Annotated in this window: 15 protein-coding genes; 11 read left to right on the forward strand and 4 right to left on the reverse strand. The window is 55.8% G+C overall.

The window, feature by feature from the left end; translation table 11 throughout:
• Positions 1-151: 151 nt before the first annotated feature.
• Together G8770_RS20080 and G8770_RS20085 are read right to left on the reverse strand one after the other, a co-directional pair.
• Positions 152-1,294, reverse strand: a complete 1,143-nt coding sequence (locus G8770_RS20080; protein WP_167191289.1) for a PilT/PilU family type 4a pilus ATPase — start codon at positions 1,292-1,294, stop codon at positions 152-154.
• Between the two features lie 184 nt (positions 1,295-1,478).
• Entirely contained in the window at positions 1,479-2,513 is a 1,035-nt protein-coding gene (locus G8770_RS20085; RefSeq protein ID WP_167191291.1) for a type IV pilus twitching motility protein PilT, read from the reverse strand.
• Positions 2,514-2,625: 112 nt separating this feature from the next.
• Here G8770_RS20085 and G8770_RS20090 point away from each other — a divergent pair, with 112 nt between their 5' ends.
• The 3 genes from G8770_RS20090 to G8770_RS20100 all read left to right on the forward strand — a co-directional run bounded on the left by G8770_RS20090 (position 2,626) and on the right by G8770_RS20100 (position 4,969).
• A complete protein-coding gene (locus G8770_RS20090; RefSeq protein ID WP_167191293.1) occupies positions 2,626-3,324 on the forward strand; it encodes a YggS family pyridoxal phosphate-dependent enzyme in 699 nt (232 codons plus the stop codon).
• A 140-nt stretch (positions 3,325-3,464) separates the two neighbouring features.
• Positions 3,465-4,286, forward strand: a complete 822-nt coding sequence (proC, locus tag G8770_RS20095; RefSeq protein ID WP_167191295.1) for a pyrroline-5-carboxylate reductase — start codon at positions 3,465-3,467, stop codon at positions 4,284-4,286.
• 86 nt (positions 4,287-4,372) lie between these two features.
• A complete protein-coding gene (locus G8770_RS20100) occupies positions 4,373-4,969 on the forward strand; it encodes a YggT family protein (protein WP_167191297.1) in 597 nt (198 codons plus the stop codon).
• A gap of 191 nt (positions 4,970-5,160) precedes the next feature.
• Here G8770_RS20100 and G8770_RS24460 read toward each other — a convergent pair whose 3' ends face one another.
• On the reverse strand, positions 5,161-5,292 hold the full coding sequence (locus G8770_RS24460; protein ID WP_279537202.1) for a hypothetical protein: 132 nt from the start codon (positions 5,290-5,292) through the stop codon (positions 5,161-5,163).
• A 196-nt stretch (positions 5,293-5,488) separates the two neighbouring features.
• Here G8770_RS24460 and G8770_RS20105 point away from each other — a divergent pair, with 196 nt between their 5' ends.
• The 7 genes from G8770_RS20105 (at position 5,489) to G8770_RS20135 (ending at position 15,376) form a co-directional block, all read left to right on the forward strand.
• Positions 5,489-7,480, forward strand: coding sequence for a dynamin family protein (locus G8770_RS20105; protein ID WP_167191299.1), 1,992 nt, complete (start codon positions 5,489-5,491; stop codon positions 7,478-7,480).
• A 479-nt stretch (positions 7,481-7,959) separates the two neighbouring features.
• Positions 7,960-9,108: a homoserine O-succinyltransferase MetX gene (metX, locus tag G8770_RS20110; RefSeq protein WP_167191301.1), complete on the forward strand. Its 1,149-nt coding sequence runs from the start codon at positions 7,960-7,962 to the stop codon at positions 9,106-9,108.
• Positions 9,109-9,173: 65 nt separating this feature from the next.
• Positions 9,174-9,770: a methionine biosynthesis protein MetW gene (metW, locus tag G8770_RS20115; RefSeq protein WP_167191414.1), complete on the forward strand. Its 597-nt coding sequence runs from the start codon at positions 9,174-9,176 to the stop codon at positions 9,768-9,770.
• 491 nt (positions 9,771-10,261) lie between these two features.
• Complete coding sequence (locus tag G8770_RS20120) at positions 10,262-10,741, forward strand: DUF4426 domain-containing protein (protein ID WP_167191303.1); 480 nt, start codon at positions 10,262-10,264, stop codon at positions 10,739-10,741.
• Positions 10,742-10,878: 137 nt separating this feature from the next.
• Positions 10,879-11,496, forward strand: a complete 618-nt coding sequence (rdgB, locus tag G8770_RS20125; protein WP_167191305.1) for an RdgB/HAM1 family non-canonical purine NTP pyrophosphatase — start codon at positions 10,879-10,881, stop codon at positions 11,494-11,496.
• 80 nt (positions 11,497-11,576) lie between these two features.
• Positions 11,577-12,746 carry a radical SAM family heme chaperone HemW gene (gene hemW / locus G8770_RS20130; RefSeq protein WP_167191307.1) on the forward strand — a complete coding sequence of 390 codons (1,170 nt, stop codon included), beginning with the start codon at positions 11,577-11,579 and terminating at the stop codon, positions 12,744-12,746.
• A gap of 206 nt (positions 12,747-12,952) precedes the next feature.
• Positions 12,953-15,376, forward strand: a complete 2,424-nt coding sequence (locus G8770_RS20135; protein ID WP_167191308.1) for a hybrid sensor histidine kinase/response regulator — start codon at positions 12,953-12,955, stop codon at positions 15,374-15,376.
• Between the two features lie 93 nt (positions 15,377-15,469).
• On the opposite strand, the gene G8770_RS20140 is transcribed toward G8770_RS20135, so the two are convergent.
• Positions 15,470-15,862 (reverse strand): hypothetical protein, encoded by a 393-nt coding sequence (locus G8770_RS20140; RefSeq protein WP_167191310.1) that lies wholly within the window; start codon positions 15,860-15,862, stop codon positions 15,470-15,472.
• Between the two features lie 251 nt (positions 15,863-16,113).
• Here G8770_RS20140 and trxA point away from each other — a divergent pair, with 251 nt between their 5' ends.
• Positions 16,114-16,440, forward strand: coding sequence for a thioredoxin TrxA (gene trxA / locus G8770_RS20145; protein ID WP_167191312.1), 327 nt, complete (start codon positions 16,114-16,116; stop codon positions 16,438-16,440).
• Positions 16,441-16,522 lie beyond the last annotated feature (82 nt).

Consider the following 16,522-nt stretch of genomic DNA (forward strand, 5'->3'; position numbering starts at 1 on the left):
TAGCTGGCTACCGTGCTATTTGAAGTGGTTTAATCTGGTAAGACCTCACGGTAGTTTAGGTAATAAACCACCCATCAGCAGACTGGCTGTAGTGAACAACGTATCTGAACTCTACATCTAGCCACTAGCTTCTCGTCTCTAACCTCTGCCCTTAAAACAACCGTGACCGGTCGTCGTCGTCCTGCTGAATGGTCAGTTCATCCGCTGCGTTGGACAGGTAGGACGAATCCGTTTCCGAGGCCAGCTTGATCATCAGGCGCAGGTCGTTCGGTGAATCGGCGTAAGACAAGGCGTCTTCGTAGGTGATTTCCCCCTGATCGTAGAGTTCGAACAGGGCCTGGTCGAAGGTCTGCATGCCCAGTTCGGAGGACTTGGTCATCAGTGCTTTGAGCTCGACCACATCGCCCTTGCGAATCAGGTCCGCGGCCAGCGGCGTATTCAGCAACACTTCCAGACAGGCGCGGCGACCATTGCCGTCCGGGGTCGGGATCAGCTGCTGGGCGACGATGCCTTTCAGATTCAGCGACAAGTCCATCCACAACTGGCGGTGACGATCCGCCGGGAAGAAGTGAATGATCCGGTCCAGCGCCTGGTTGGCGTTGTTGGCGTGCAGGGTACACAGACACAGGTGCCCGGTTTCCGCAAAGGCAATGGCGTGTTCCATGGTTTCCCGCGAGCGCACCTCACCAATCAAGATCACATCCGGCGCCTGGCGCAGGGTGTTTTTCAGGGCCACTTCAAACGAGTCGGTATCGATCCCCACTTCCCGCTGGGTGACAATACACCCCTGGTGCTGGTGAATGAATTCAATCGGGTCTTCGATGGAAATGATGTGGCCTTTGGAATTGCGGTTGCGATGGCCGATCATGGCCGCCAGCGAGGTGGACTTACCGGTGCCGGTGGCGCCGACAAAAATGATCAGGCCACGCTTGGTCATGGCCAGCTCTTTAATGATTTCCGGCAGGCCCAGGTCATCAATTTTGGGAATGTTGGTTTCAATCCGACGCAGCACCATCCCGGCCAGGTTGCGCTGGTAAAACGCACTGCAGCGGAAACGGCCAATGCCCCGCGCACTCACCGCAAAGTTCAGCTCCTTGCTGTCCAGAAACTCTTTGCGCTGCTTTTCATTCATCACCGACAGCACGGTCTCACGAGCCTTTTCCGGGGTCAGTGGTGTGCTGGTCACAGGAACAACACGGCCGTTAAGCTTCATGGACGGTGGTACGCCCGCAGTAATAAACAAGTCAGAGGCACCCTTCTCTACCATCAGGGCCAGCAGGCGTTCAAAATCCATTGTGTCTTCCTATTTTGTGATGTGCCGTTACGGACTGTGTGACATACCGTCACCGATTGTTTTCAGCGCCTCTGCGGGCAGCTCAACTGACGGGTTCAATCGTCGGTGCAACGCCTGCCCCCCAGGCAAGTCGCCGCCCCCTCTGCCTCCGGGCGCCACTCAAGCCCGGAGGTGAAGGCCGCGATTAAAAGTTGTCCGGCATCTTGGCTTTTTCACGGGCCACGTCGCGGCTGATGACGCGTCGCGCCACCAGGTCGGCCAGGCATTGATCCATGGTCTGCATGCCCAGCGAGGCACCGGTCTGAATGGCAGAGTACATTTGCGCCACCTTATCTTCACGGATGAGGTTACGGATGGCTGACGTTCCGCGCATAATTTCGTGAGCCGCGACCCGGCCACCGCCGTTTTTCTTCATCAGCGTCTGGGAAATAACCGCCTGCAGGGATTCCGACAGCATCGACCGCACCATGGATTTTTCGTTGGCCGGGAACACATCCACAATTCGGTCAATGGTTTTCGCCGCGGAGGTGGTGTGCAGGGTACCAAACACCAGGTGACCGGTTTCCGCCGCGGTCAACGCCAGGCGAATGGTTTCCAGATCCCGCATCTCACCCACCAGAATGATATCCGGATCTTCCCGCAACGCTGACCGCAAGGCTTCCGAGAAACCGTGGGTATCGCGGTGGACTTCCCGCTGGTTGACCAGACATTTTTTGGATTCGTGCACGAATTCGATCGGGTCTTCAATGGTGAGAATGTGCTCGTACTTGTTGTCGTTGATGTAGTCCATCATGGCCGCCAGGGTGGTGGATTTACCACTCCCTGTGGGTCCCGTGACCAGCACCAGCCCCCGGGGCACGGCACAGATATCCCGAAACACCGAGCCCATGCCCAGCTCTTCCATGGTCAATACCTTCGACGGAATGGTCCGGAACACCGCACCGGCACCGCGGTTCTGGTTAAAGGCGTTGACCCGGAAGCGCGCCACACCCGGCACCTCAAAAGAGAAATCCGTTTCCAGAAATTCCTCAAAATCCTTGCGTTGCTTGTCATTCATAATCTCGTAGATCAGACTATGTACCTGCTTGTGCTCCATCGCGGGCAGGTTGATACGGCGCACATCGCCGTCTACCCGGATCATCGGCGGCAACCCCGCCGACAGGTGTAAATCCGAAGCGCCCTGCTTGGCACTGAACGCCAAAAGTTCGGTAATATCCATAAACAACCTTAATTTAATACTTATTTGCAGCCAAAATCTGTGAAATTGCACCCGACAAGGTGCCAAGAAAATCAGACTTTAGTCCCACCCAGACTCATAATGTACCAAGTATATGCCGAACATTCATGACCAACTAGCACTTGTCCACCATCGCATCTCGAAGGCGCTGGAAGACAGTGGACGCAAACCGGATGGCGCCCTATTACTCGCCGTCAGTAAAACCAAGCCCGCCGCAGACGTGCGGCTCGCCTTTGACGCAGGCCAGCGGGACTTCGGCGAGAACTACTTGCAGGAAGCCCTGGACAAACAACAACAGCTTAAGGATTTAGCCATCGTTTGGCACTTTATTGGCCCCATCCAGTCGAACAAAACCCGCGCCATTGCCGAAAACTTTGACTGGGTTCACAGTGTGGATCGTGTCAAAATCGCCACCCGCCTGAACGACCAGCGTCCGGCCCACTTGCCGCCCCTCAACGTGTGCCTGCAAGTCAATGTGGACAACGAACCCACTAAATCCGGGGTTTTACTGAGCGAACTGCCGGATTTGCTTGAAAGCCTGGTGAATCTGCCCCATATCTGTGTGCGGGGCTTTATGGCCATACCGGCGCCACGGGACAATGTCGAACAGCAGCGCCAGGCGCTGTTACCGCTGGCGGAAACACTGCAAGAGCTGCAGGCTTCGCCCCGGATACACGCGCTGCACCCCCAGCTGGACACCCTCTCAATGGGCATGTCCGGCGATCTGGAAGCGGCCATTGCGGCGGGTTCGACGATGGTGCGGGTGGGCACGGACATTTTTGGCAAGCGTTAAAAGCCAGTAGCGAGTGGCTAGTGGCTAGGGGCTAGAAACTGGAAAACAAACATCGCCAGCCCGCCGGCGGCGGGCCTGGCAACACATTCATAGCTATACCTTCATAATAGCTGTACAGACATAGACAACAGGAAGACGCAGTGAGTCAGACAAAAATTACGTTTATCGGCGCTGGCAACATGGCCAGCAGCATCATTGGCGGACTCGTCAAAAAGGGCTATTCGGCCGGACAGATAACCGCCACCGATACCCACCAGCCCACATTGGACAAAGTGGCTGACAGCTTTCCCGTCGTCACCACAGCAGACAATGCCGCCGCTGCGGTGCGCTCGAATGTGATTGTGCTGGCCGTAAAACCCCAGGTGATGGAGCAGGTGTGTACCGCCCTGAAGCCTCACCTGGCCCACAAGCCCATGATCATCTCCATTGCCGCCGGCATTGATATTCGCAGCCTGGATACCTGGCTGGGTAACGACCTGGCGATTGTGCGCTGCATGCCCAACACTCCGGCGCTGGTACAAACCGGCGCCAGCGGCCTGTACGCCAATGAGCGCACCAGCGACGCTCAAAAGGCCATTGCCAACGACATCATGGAAGCCGTGGGCATTGTTCAGTGGACCGCTTCTGAAGACCTGATTGACTCTGTCATTGCGGTATCCGGCAGCGGACCGGCCTATTACTTCCTGATGATGGAAGCCATGATTGACGCCGGTGTCGCGCAGGGCTTAAGCCGTGAAAACGCCACCCAACTCACCCTGCAAACTGCCCTGGGGGCCGCTAAACTGGCACAGGACAGCGATGTGGATGTGGTGGAATTACGCCGCCGGGTGAGCTCGCCCAACGGCACCACCGAAAAAGCCATCCAGTCGTTTGAAAACGATAACCTGCGTGAAATCGTTGCCCGGGCGATGCAAACCTGTGCCGAGCGCTCAAAGGAAATGGCCAAAGAACTGGGAGCCTGACAAACGCCCGTGCCGGCCCGGGCACTGACGTTGATTTACCAGTTGTTCGCGTCCAGCGACTGCCACTCATTAAAAAGGAGAACACCATGGCGCCAATGCAGGAAATCGGCACCTTGATCGTACAAACCCTGGGATCACTGTATCTGCTGGTCGTCATGTTGCGTTTTTTACTGCAACTGGCGCGGGCGGATTTCTACAACCCGATCTCGCAGTTTATTGTCAAAGCCACTAACCCGCTGCTGATCCCCCTGCGCCGGATCGTTCCCGGGGTCATGGGGCTGGATTTGGCCGCCCTGTTGCTGGCTCTGTTGGTGCAGTTTGTCATCCTTGAACTGAGCGCCCTGATCCTCGGCTATGGCCTGATCAATCCACTCTACGCGGTGATGTGGTCAGCGATTGGCATACTGGCACTGACGGCCAATATTTTCTTTTGGGGCCTGCTGATCATGGTGATCACCAGCTGGGTGGCACCACACAGCAGCAACCCGGCGCTGATGCTGGTTCGTCAGCTGGTGGAACCGGTGATGGCCCCCTTCCGCAAACTGCTACCGGACATGGGCGGCATCGATATCTCACCGATTTTTGCCTTTCTGGCGTTGAATGTGGTTCAGGTGCTGATCAAACACCTCGCCGCCTCTGCCGGCATGAGCGGTGCCGTGAGCCAGTTGGTGATGGGCATATAATCTGTTCGTGATCAGCGTATGCCAGTTTTCACGAACCCCAACAGCTAAAGGCCCGCACCACCCAGGCGGTAATGCGGGCTGGCGTTCCACCCTCGAAGCCTCCGGCGGTTGAGGCCTGCAGCCGCCGCCCCGAACGCCTTAACCGTGTCTCTCTCAAGCGTGTCCCTCTCAAGCGTGTCCCTTCCCGTCCTTCATGGACGTTCACTCCCAGCAACGGCCAGGCCACGCTCAATGCGAACGCGCTGTCGATCAATTTGCAAGCCAGGCGTGTACATTTTCACCGCCATGTCCCGCCGGGATCGTCCATAGAAAAGGATAAACATACAAACATCCGCTTTCTAACTTCCATGCCGGGCGTAATTCGGTTTTAATGTGCTGGCGCCGAATTGCACACTGTAAAAACATAAAAATACACTGTGTGTCATACAACAATAACAATCGGGCCGCCTGTTCGAGCCAGAGACACTGCAACAGTCAGACAGGTCTGACGATTCGAATAGCCCTAAGGTTTTACAACGCATGGATCTAACATCCTTTTATCGCCAAATGGCGACCTTTGCTCAGTGGAAAACCACGTTGAGCCAACACTTGCAGCACAGTCAGCAGTGGTTTGAAGACCACAGCTTTCCCAGCCCTACGGCGCGACACTGCTTGCAACAAGCCCAGGCACTGCTCGACAACGACACCTTTACGGTAGCCTGTGTGGGGGAGTTTTCACGCGGCAAAACCGAATTGATCAATGCGCTGCTGTTTTCAGAATACGGCAAACGCCTGCTGCCCTCGACACCGGGTCGCACCACCATGTGTCCGACGGAAATCTTTTACGATCCCCAAAGCGAGCCGGGGTCAGTTCACCTGCTGCCCATCGAAACCCGTCGCACCACCACCAGCCTGAACAATTTTAAACGCATCCCCAAAAACTGGATAAAACTGCAATTCAACCCGGCGGACCCGGAGTCGGTGGATCGGGCCATGAGCACCATTTCCCAGATTAAACGAGTGGACGCCAGTGATGCCCGGGCCATGGGGTTTGATCCCCAACAACTCAGCCCTTCGACCGACGGCCTGCTGGCGGTGCCACGCTGGCGTCATGCCCTGATCAATCTGGATCACCCGCTGCTAAGGCACGGGCTGCGAATTCTCGACACCCCCGGACTAAACGCCCTCGGCAACGAACCCGAACTGACCCTCAGCACCTTGCAACAGGCCAACGCGGTGATTTTTTTGCTGGCCGCCGACGCCGGCCTCAGTTACAGCGACATCACCATTTGGCAGGACCACCTGCAGGGTTTGCGTGCGACGCAACAACACGGCAGCACCATCACTCTGCTGAACAAGGTAGACACCCTGTGGAATGACCTGGGCGACCCGGAGCAGACTGAGCAGAGCATTCACCAGGTTCGTGAAGCCACGGCTCGCATGCTGGCTCAGCCCATGGAGCAGGTACTGGCCATTTCCGCCAAGCAGGGCTTGCTGGCCCGCGCCCAACAGGATGACGAATTGCTGCAGCGCAGCAACCTGCCGCGACTGGAACTGTTACTGACGCAACAATTGATCCAAAGCCAGCAATTCGTGGCTCAACAGCGCGCCATCACCGACGCTGTGCAGATGATGCAAGCCACTCGCGGCCAACTGCAAGCTCAGCTGTTCCAATCGGACCAGGAACTGGAGCGCCTGCAGAAGCAGCTCAGCAACCCGACCGAACTGCAAGCTCAAATCAGGCAACTGCGCTCCAACGTGCGCCAGCGCCATCAACAATACCATCGGCAACACCTGGATTTGCGCTCTTATCAGCGCCAGATCGATCAGTGCGGGCAACAGCTGCGCGCCCCAATGGCGGCGATTCAACTCGAAGGGCTCATCACCAGCACCCACCAGCAAATGGTCAAAAGCTGGTCCTTTGTGGGACTGGCGAAAGCCATTGATGAATTTTTTCAGCAGCTGCAGCACAAATTCAACAACATTGACCGCGAGGCCAAGACCGCCAACGAGTTCCTGCTGGGCATCTACCAGCGCACTCAATACACCGATGGCCAGATAACCGCCCAGCAACACGGTTTTCAACTGCGCGTCCACCGCCAGCGGTTGCAACAGCTGGAACAGCAAGCGCGCCAGTTCCGGCGTTCGCTGGGCACAATCTTCAATTCGAAACAGCGCGTCATTGGCCGCTTCATTAATTCCCTGGTGCAGGAGGTGCGGTCCATGAACACCGCACTGCAGGCTGACATCAACCTGTGGGCCAAAGAAGCACTGGCACCGATCAGCCACGAGACCCAGTATCAGAAAAGTCTGCTCGACCAGCAAATGCTGCGCATCACCAACCTGAATCAACATCAGACCGGGCAGGAAAACCGCCTGCAGGAGCTGCAGACCCTGATTGCCCAGTACGAATACGCCCTGGTGGGACTGGATCGGATTCTCAATGAGATGGACCTCAACCGTGAGACGTTGCCCTACAAAAAACACAACTCACGGGCCGCCCCCACCAGAGCTGCGCTGCTGTCGCGGTAGCTGCAAGTCAAAGGTCTAGCGGTATAAATCAAAGCGGGGCTCACAACACCGAATAAGTCACCCGCCACCAGCGTCAAGGGCCAAGCGGGGCAACCCACTTCAAAGTGGCCTCAGCCAGCGGGTTTATCCAGGATAAATCCCTGAATCTCCCGCTGACGGGCAAATTTATCCCATTCCCCCCTCTTTCGACGCAGTAATTGCAGCGGGGCCTTGCAGGACTCACGGCTCAACCTTAGACTTGCCTCCGCTGGTCTGCAGCCACAACCACTGACGAGGCCCCTGGGGATCCGACCGGAATCCTAGCCGTGGGCTCAGCACCGTCTTAGGCGGGCAAAAAAGTCAGACCCACGCTATTATCAGACACCTTGTGGTTTTAAGGCTTTGTCCGCAAAGGCACTGCTCATAAAAACACCGTCTTCATATACACACCGTCGGCCAACGCCCTGACGGCACACATTATCAGGAAGCCTGGAAACGCTATGCCCGAGACTTTTGCCAAAGATTCTGTTGGATTGGTCACCCCGCAAACCCTGCACTTCGACGAACCGTTGATGCTGGCCTGTGGCCGTGAGCTGGAGTCTTACGAACTGGTGATAGAGACCTACGGCACCCTGAACCCGGAGAAATCGAACGGCGTCCTGATCTGTCACGCCCTGTCAGGCAACCACCATGCGGCCGGCTACCACCGTGTTGAGGATCGCAAGCCCGGCTGGTGGGACAGCTACATCGGCCCCGGCAAACCCATCGACACCAACCGATTCTTTGTGGTGTCGCTGAACAACCTGGGCGGCTGCCACGGCTCCACCGGTCCACGTTCCATTAACCCGCAAACCGGACAGCCCTGGGGCAAAGACTTTCCCAAACTGCGAGTGCGCGACTGGGTTCACTCCCAGGCCCGGCTGGCTGACCGGCTGGGGATTGAGCAGTGGGCCGCAGTCATTGGCGGCAGTCTTGGCGGCATGCAAGCCATGCGCTGGGCACTGGAATACCCGGATCGCCTGCGCCACTGCGTAGTGATTGCCTCCGCCATGAACCTGACCACCCAGAACATCGCGTTTAACGAAACCGCCCGTCAGGCGATCATGTCCGACCCCAAGTTTCACGACGGTGACTACACCCTGGCCGACACCTACCCCAAAGACGGCCTGGCGGTGGCACGCATGATTGGCCACATCACCTATTTATCCGGCGACGGCATGGGGCAAAAATTTGGCCGGGAAATCCGCTCCGGCAGTTTTCAGCGCGGCCAGGATGAACCGGTGGAGTTTCAGGTAGAGAGCTACCTGCGCTACCAGGGTGATGTGTTTTCAGAGAGCTTCGACGCCAATACCTACATCTTGATGACGCGGGCACTGGATTACTTTGACCTGGCCCGGGAATACGATGACGACCCCATCCAGGCCTTCTCCCACGCCAGCTGCCGCTTTTTGGTGGTCTCGTTCACCACCGACTGGCGCTTTGCCCCCGAGCGTTCGCGGGAAATTGTCGAAGCCCTGATCGGCGCCGACAAAGCCGTCAGCTACGCCGAAGTCGAATCGGAGTATGGGCACGACGCCTTTTTACTCCCCATTGACCGCTATTACCGCCTGTTCAATGAGTACATGCAGGGAGTAAGCACTCACCAATGAGCCAGATAAACAACGCAAAAACCCTATCCTCGACAGCCATAGCCACGGGCGCCAACCCCAGCGGTTTGCGCATCGATCTCGATGTGATTCAGGCCTGGATCCAGCCCCGCAGCCGCATCCTGGATCTGGGCTGTGGCGACGGTACCCTGCTGGAAAACCTGCGCGACCACAAGCAGGTCACCGGTTATGGGCTCGAAATCGACCCGGAGCAGATCACCACCTGCATCGGCAAAGGCCTGAATGTCATTGACCAGAACCTGGACCGCGGCTTGAGCAACTTTGCCGACCACAGCTTTGACAGCGTCATCATGACCCAGGCCCTGCAGACCATGCACGCGCCCCATAAGGTGCTGGAGGAGATGCTGCGCGTGGGCAAAGAGTGCATTGTCACCTTTCCCAACTTTGGCCACTGGAAAGCCCGCTGGCACTTGTGCGTGAGCGGCCGTATGCCGGTTTCCGATCTGCTGCCTTATCAGTGGTACGACACGCCCAACATTCACTTTTGTACCTTTCGGGACTTTGAATTCCTGTGTCGGGAGCTGAATATCGATATTTTGCAGCGCCAGGTGGTGGCCGAGCGTCCGTTCAGCCGCCTGCTGAAGGATCTGCGTCCGAACCTGTTTGGTGAAACCGCCATTTACCACCTGCGCAAGCAGCGCTGAATTTGACTAAAAAGCAACGCTGAAATTGAATAACTAGCAACGCTGAGGTGCCATAAACGGGCTACACGGCCCCCGGCAACAACGTATTCGCAACCCACCGGTTGCCAAAACCTGAGCAGAGCAGCCGGACTCACCCGCGGCTCCAATGACTCAAACCACCGACTACACTGTAAGGATAGGCTTCACGCTGGATTATCGGGTTGCACACCACCACGATTACCCCGTGACGGGACCGAACACCCTGAGCTCATGAACCAGGTTGTAAAGACGAGGTTTAGACCCAGAGTTTTAAAGACATAGTGTTAAATACCAGGCTTTAAAAATAAGGCTTTAACTAACAAAATTTTTAACGACAAGGTTTCAATAACCCAGATAAAACAATGTGTTAGCGACGTATTAACAACTTATTAACAGCTTGTTAATAACGTGTTAACACTCTATTAACAACAGGGTTATAGGTTATAACCGTATTGATCTGCCCGGAGGCTCCCATGACCACCTTTCTGCACGCCCTTCATCGGTTTCAGCGCAGCGGCTTCACCGCCCTGCTGTTATTGGTCAGTTTGTACCTCACCGCCTCAGCCACCCAGGCCGACAACCGGCCTTACCAGAGCTTCGGTGAGTACACGGTGCTGTTTACCGTATTCAACAGCAGCTTTATTCCACCGGAGGTCGCCAGCACCTACAACCTGACCCGCGGCAAAGGTCAGTCACTGGTCAATGTTGCCCTCATCAAAAGTAACACGGAAGGCAATACCAACGGCCTGCCCGCTGAGGTCAGCGGTAGCGTAACCAACCTCATGCAACAGCAAAAAAAGCTGGAATTCATTGAAATTAGTGAGCAAGACGCGGTCTATTATCTGGCCCCGTTGCGGGTGAGCAGCGAAGAAGTACTGCACTTCAACATTGAGGTGAAGCACAAGGGCAAAACCTATCCGGTGAGTTTCAGTAAAAAACTCTATGCGGAATAGAAGACAGTAGCGAGTGACGAGTGACGAGTGACGAGTGACGAGTGACGAGTGACGAGTGACGAGTGACGAGTGACGATCATCGTGACTGACGCCCCGGGCTTGTGACAAAACCAATTGTATACGAAAAGACGTAAACCATGAGTGAACACACGCAACGCATCGTGCTGGCCAGCGGCAACGCTGGCAAGTTGAAAGAATTTCAGTCGCTGTTGACCGACTGTGGTCTGGAAGTGGTGCCGCAGTCGGAGTTTAACGTCAGTGACGCCGAGGAAACCGGTCTGAGCTTTGTCGAAAACGCGATCCTCAAGGCCCGGCACGCCTGTCGTGCAACCGGGCTGCCCGCCATTGCTGACGATTCCGGCCTGGAGGTCGACGCCCTGATGGGTAAGCCCGGTATTTATTCCTCGCGCTTTGCCGGAGTGGAGGGTGCCGAACGCGATAGCGCCAATAACGCCAAGCTCATCAACAGTCTGCAAGGGCTGACCCAGAAAGACCGCAGTGCCCGGTTTCAGTGTGTACTGGTCTACATGCGACACGCCGAAGACCCGACGCCGATCATTTGTCAGGGCAGCTGGGAAGGTCAGATCCAGCACCAAATCAGCGGCGAGGGCGGCTTTGGCTACGACCCGCTATTTTATGTGCCCGAGCGCGATTGCAGTGCGGCCGAATTGAGCAAAGCCGACAAAAACAGCCTCAGTCATCGTGGCAAAGCCATGCAGTTGCTGCTGCAGACATTAACCGCCGCCGGGGAGTAGAGCCCGTGATGGTCTTTAGTCACGGGCACACTCATTAATTATTTTTCGCCGCCTTTTCGCGAACCACACCAAGAATCTCCATGCAACCATTACCCCCACTGTCCCTGGCAACACACTCTTTACCGCCGCTGTCGCTGTACCTTCATATCCCCTGGTGCGTTCGCAAATGCCCATACTGTGATTTCAACTCACACAAGGCCGGCAATAGCCTGCCGGAAGCCGAGTATGTGGCAGCGGTGCTGGAAGACTTACAACAAAGCTTGCCACTGGTTCAGGGCAGAGTGCTGCACAGTATTTTCCTCGGTGGCGGCACACCAAGCCTGTTCAGCCCGACGGCCATTGGCGACCTGCTCGACGCCGCCGAGCAGCACATTGGCTTTGCCAACGATATCGAAATCACCATGGAGGCCAACCCGGGCACTTTCGAACAAGATAAATTTCGCGACTACCGGGCGGCAGGAATCAATCGCCTGTCGATTGGCATTCAAAGTTTTTCGGAATTGCACCTGCAGCAACTGGGGCGTATTCACGGTGCCAGGGAGGCCTTGTCGGCCGTGGACATGGCCCGCAGCGCCGGTTTTGACAACATCAATCTGGATCTGATGCACGGCTTACCCCAACAGACTCCGATCGATGCCGAACAGGATTTGCGCACCGCCATCGAACTCGGGCCGCAACACATCTCCTGGTATCAATTAACCATCGAGCCCAACACCGAATTTTACAGCCGCCCCCCAACCCTGCCGGTGGACGATGCCCTAGCCGATATCCAACAGGCGGGGGAGACCCTGCTTGGTGCCCACGGCTATCAACAGTATGAGGTGTCAGCCTATGCGCAGACAAACCGGCAATCGCGGCATAACCTCAACTATTGGCGTTTTGGCGATTACCTGGGGTTGGGCGCTGGCGCCCATGGTAAAATCACCCAACCCCGGCAACAGCGCATCCTGCGGCTGAACAAAACCCGCTTGCCGGATCATTATCTCGATGCCAACAAGTCCTTCACCGCGCAACAGAAAGCGATCGCTGCGGAAGACTTGCCGCTGGAGTTTATGATGAATGTGCTGCGTCTGGTCGAAGGGGTTGACAGCAATTTGTGGCCGGCGCGCACAGGTTTACCCCTGCACATCCTCAATCCGATGCTGCAGAGCTTACGCAACCAGAAGTTGTTGCTGGACGACAACCAGCGCCTGGCGACTACCGCGCTGGGCCAGCGCTACCTGAACGAAGTGCTCGCCACCTTTATGTGACAACGGCGGCGCACCTGCAGGAAATCTCCTCAAGCGGACATTTTTTTGTTTATTCGCGGCTGAGCCATGTATGATTTAAACAACCAAAGCGGGTTTGGATACCCGGCTACCCAAAGAAAGGAATCCCCGGCGCTGCTACACTGAGCTAACTCACAAGACGTTCGTTAAACAAAATATGTTGAACTGCAACGACGGTAGTCCCCAAGATGTTTAACTTAAGCGATTATCGACGTCGAAACCCTATCGCCACCAAATTGATGGTGCTGATCCTGCTGACCAGCTCCCTGTTTGCCCTCGGCGGCACCCTGCTGCAGCTTTATTACAGCTACCACGACGATGTGTCCGAACTGGAAAAGCGTCTCAATCAAGTCCGTATCAGCACCCTCCCCAGCATCACCAAAAGCCTCTGGGGGTTTGACGAAGAACAATTGAACGTACAAATTCGCAGTGTACTGGAAGTCGAAGACGTGGTTCAGGTCACGGTCGTGTGGCGCGACTGGAACAACCAGGAACAAGCCATGATGGCCAGCGCGCTTGAAACCGAGCAGGGCCTCGATGAAATGGATAAAGCCACACAGAATGTGTTAACGAAAGAATACCCTCTGGTTTACGCCTCCGATAACAGCCCCGACCAAACTCTCGGCACTCTGATTGTGGTCGCCAGCCTCGACCGTGTGTATCAAAAGCTCTGGTCTCGCGCCGGTTACATTGGCCTGGTACAGGGCTTCACAACGCTGATTGTGTGCCTGTTTATTTTACTGCTGGTGCGCTTTCTGTTGACTCGGCACATGGACACCATCGCGGCCTATGCCCGTCAGCTGAACCTGGAAAAACTGGGTATCGGCTTAAAGCTCAAACGCAACAAACCCATCGATGCCGCCCCCGACGAACTCGACAATGTCGTCTCGGCCATTAACCAGATGCGCGAATCACTGCTGGAAGATATTGAGAGACGCCGCAGCATGGAAGCCGCTTTGCTGGCCGAGAAAGAAGAGAAACTCATCAGTCGCCGCGAGCAGGCTGCTGCTGAACAAGCCAATAAAGCCAAGAGTCAGTTTCTGGCCACCATGAGCCACGAAATCCGCACGCCGATGAACGGTGTCATTGGCATGGTGGAGTTATTGCGCGATACACCACTGAACAACAATCAACAACATTATCTGGATGTCATCCACCGCTCCGGGGAAACTCTGCTGACGATCATCAACGACATTCTCGATTACTCCAAAATTGAAGCCGGTAAAATGGACCTTGAGACCGTGCCGTTTAACCTCGAAGAATTGATTGAAGATTGCGTGCAACTGTTCGGCGCCACCGCCAATAAACGTCACATTGAGCTGGTCGGCAGCGTCACTCCGACCACCCCTGTCCAGGTCGTCGGTGACCCCACCCGTTTGCGACAGATTCTGATCAACCTGGTTGGCAATGCGTTCAAATTTACCAATGAAGGTTGCATCTGCATCACAGCCCAACGGGAGCCTGAAACCGACCTCGATCACCCGGTGATCCGTTTTTCCATTACCGACAGCGGTATTGGCATTTCCCATGAGGCCCAACAAAAACTGTTTCAGTCATTCAGCCAGGCGGACGGCTCCACCACCCGCAAATACGGCGGTACCGGATTGGGGCTGGCCATTTGCAAACGTCTGGCGGAATTGATGGGCGGCGAAGTCGGTGTACACAGCAGGGAAGGTGAGGGGTCAACATTTTGGTTTACCGTCCGCTTTGATCTCGCCGCAGAGACGGAAGATGGCAGCATCAGAGTCGTGCCCTCGCTGGCCGGCAAACATCTGTTAATCGTGGAAGACAATTTGCCCCTGTGCGAAATCCTCGGCTATCACGGGCAAAGCTGGGGCATGCATGTACAACAGGCCCACACGGCGGCAGAAGCGCTGCAAACCATTCAACAGCGCCGCGACCATCAGCAACCGGACTTTGACTTTATCTCGCTGGATTACCAGCTCAGTGATCAGAACGGCATTGAACTGGCCGGCAATATTTTGACCCGTTTCGACAATTATCCCGCCCACATGTTTTTACTGACCGCCTCTGACACCCCGTTTAGTCACGACATTTTGTCGCAGAAACACATCCAAAAAGTCATGCGCAAACCGGTATCCCCGAAAAAATTACGTGATCTGCTGGCGGATTTACTCGGCCATAAAAGCCTGATCCCTCTGGAAACTGAAGAAACTAATGTCACGTCCAACTTCTCCAACCTTCATATACTGGTGGCTGAAGACAACACGGTGAACCAAATGGTGATCAAGGGATTACTGGGCAAGCTACACATAACCCCTGACATCGTCGAAAACGGTCTCCAGGCCTGGGAGCATTGCCAGAACAGTGACAAGCCCTACGATTTAATTTTTATGGATTGCGAAATGCCCGAAATGGACGGTTTCGAAGCGACGCGCCGCATCCGTCACTACGAAAAGAACCACGATCTGGAAGCCACTCCGATTGTGGCTCTCACCGCTCACGCGATGGAAGAGCACCGCGAAATGGTGTATGCCTGCGGCATGAATTACTTTCTTTGCAAGCCGATCACCCTGGCGGAACTGCGCACGGCATTTGAAAAACTCGGACTCTCCAAGTCTGCGGAACAAGCGTCATCGACGTTTGATTAGGGCCCTCTGCGGCGGCCGTCTCTTATCAACGCAACCCACCCGGAGTGGCGAGCCGGCACACTGTGCCTTCTCGTACGGCCAAATCCAAAGCCATTATTGCAAGGAGTGTAGTGCCAACTGCCGGGGCTTTAGGCCAAGCGGCAATCGGCCGGTACCGGTCTGCAAATCCAGCGGGTAATCCCCAGCAGAATGGGCATTTGCGTATGTCAGCCCCTCGCTGATACACGCTTGCCGTCTTGGTGATTCCCTCACTGCCACCCCTGGAGCATCTAACCGGCCGCCAACCACGGTGGCCGGCGGCAAGGGCGCTGCGAGTTGCGCCTTGCCGGGGTCCGCAACTTGTGCGTCCCCTTGCGCCGACTGGGTCCGCCACAACAGGGTCCGCCAGGCAACAGCTCCCATCCGTCCAGCCGGCTCTGTCCGCACGCTCTCAACCCGCTGTGTTTGGCCCGCGCCCGCCGCTTTAACGCCACTCAGGTAACCCATCGGTCTTATATGCCTTAAGCTAGCGGCCGGTTTGCCTTAAGTCGGCGACCGGTTTGCCTTAAGCCAAGGGCCAGTTTGCCTTAGGCCGGCGGCCTGTTTGCAGGACTCTTGATGCCTATTTGACCTAAATAGTCGCTCATTGTGCCCCAACGCTTGAGTGTTGCTGCTGCAGTTATTATCATCCGTGGTCTTTATTTCGTGTTTGTTGTAATTTTGCAGCTAGCGCAACCGTCCCTCTCAGGAGAAAGATTATGAGTAACAGCATCGTTCACGTAACTGATGCCAGCTTTGAGGCTGAAGTCCTTAATGCTGAAGGCCCCGTACTGGTTGATTTTTGGGCAGAGTGGTGTGGCCCCTGCAAAATGATTGCACCCGTTCTGGATGAACTTTCCGGAGAATACGACGGCAAGATTAAAATTTGTAAAATGGATGTAGATGCCAACCAGGGAACCCCGGGTAAGTTCAACATCCGCGGCATCCCCACCCTGATTATTTTCAAGGGCGGTAATGCGGAAGCCACCAAAGTCGGTGCTCTGTCCAAGGCCCAGCTGGTCGAATTCATCGACGGCAGCCTCTAAAACGGTAACCGGTTTCCACGGTTCAGTCCGATTCGAGTCCACGTCTGCAGCAGCGACAAGTGCGACAGTACCCCTGCAGACG

Source organism: Pseudomaricurvus hydrocarbonicus (genome assembly GCF_011602365.1).
GTDB lineage: Bacteria > Pseudomonadota > Gammaproteobacteria > Pseudomonadales > Cellvibrionaceae > Pseudomaricurvus > Pseudomaricurvus hydrocarbonicus.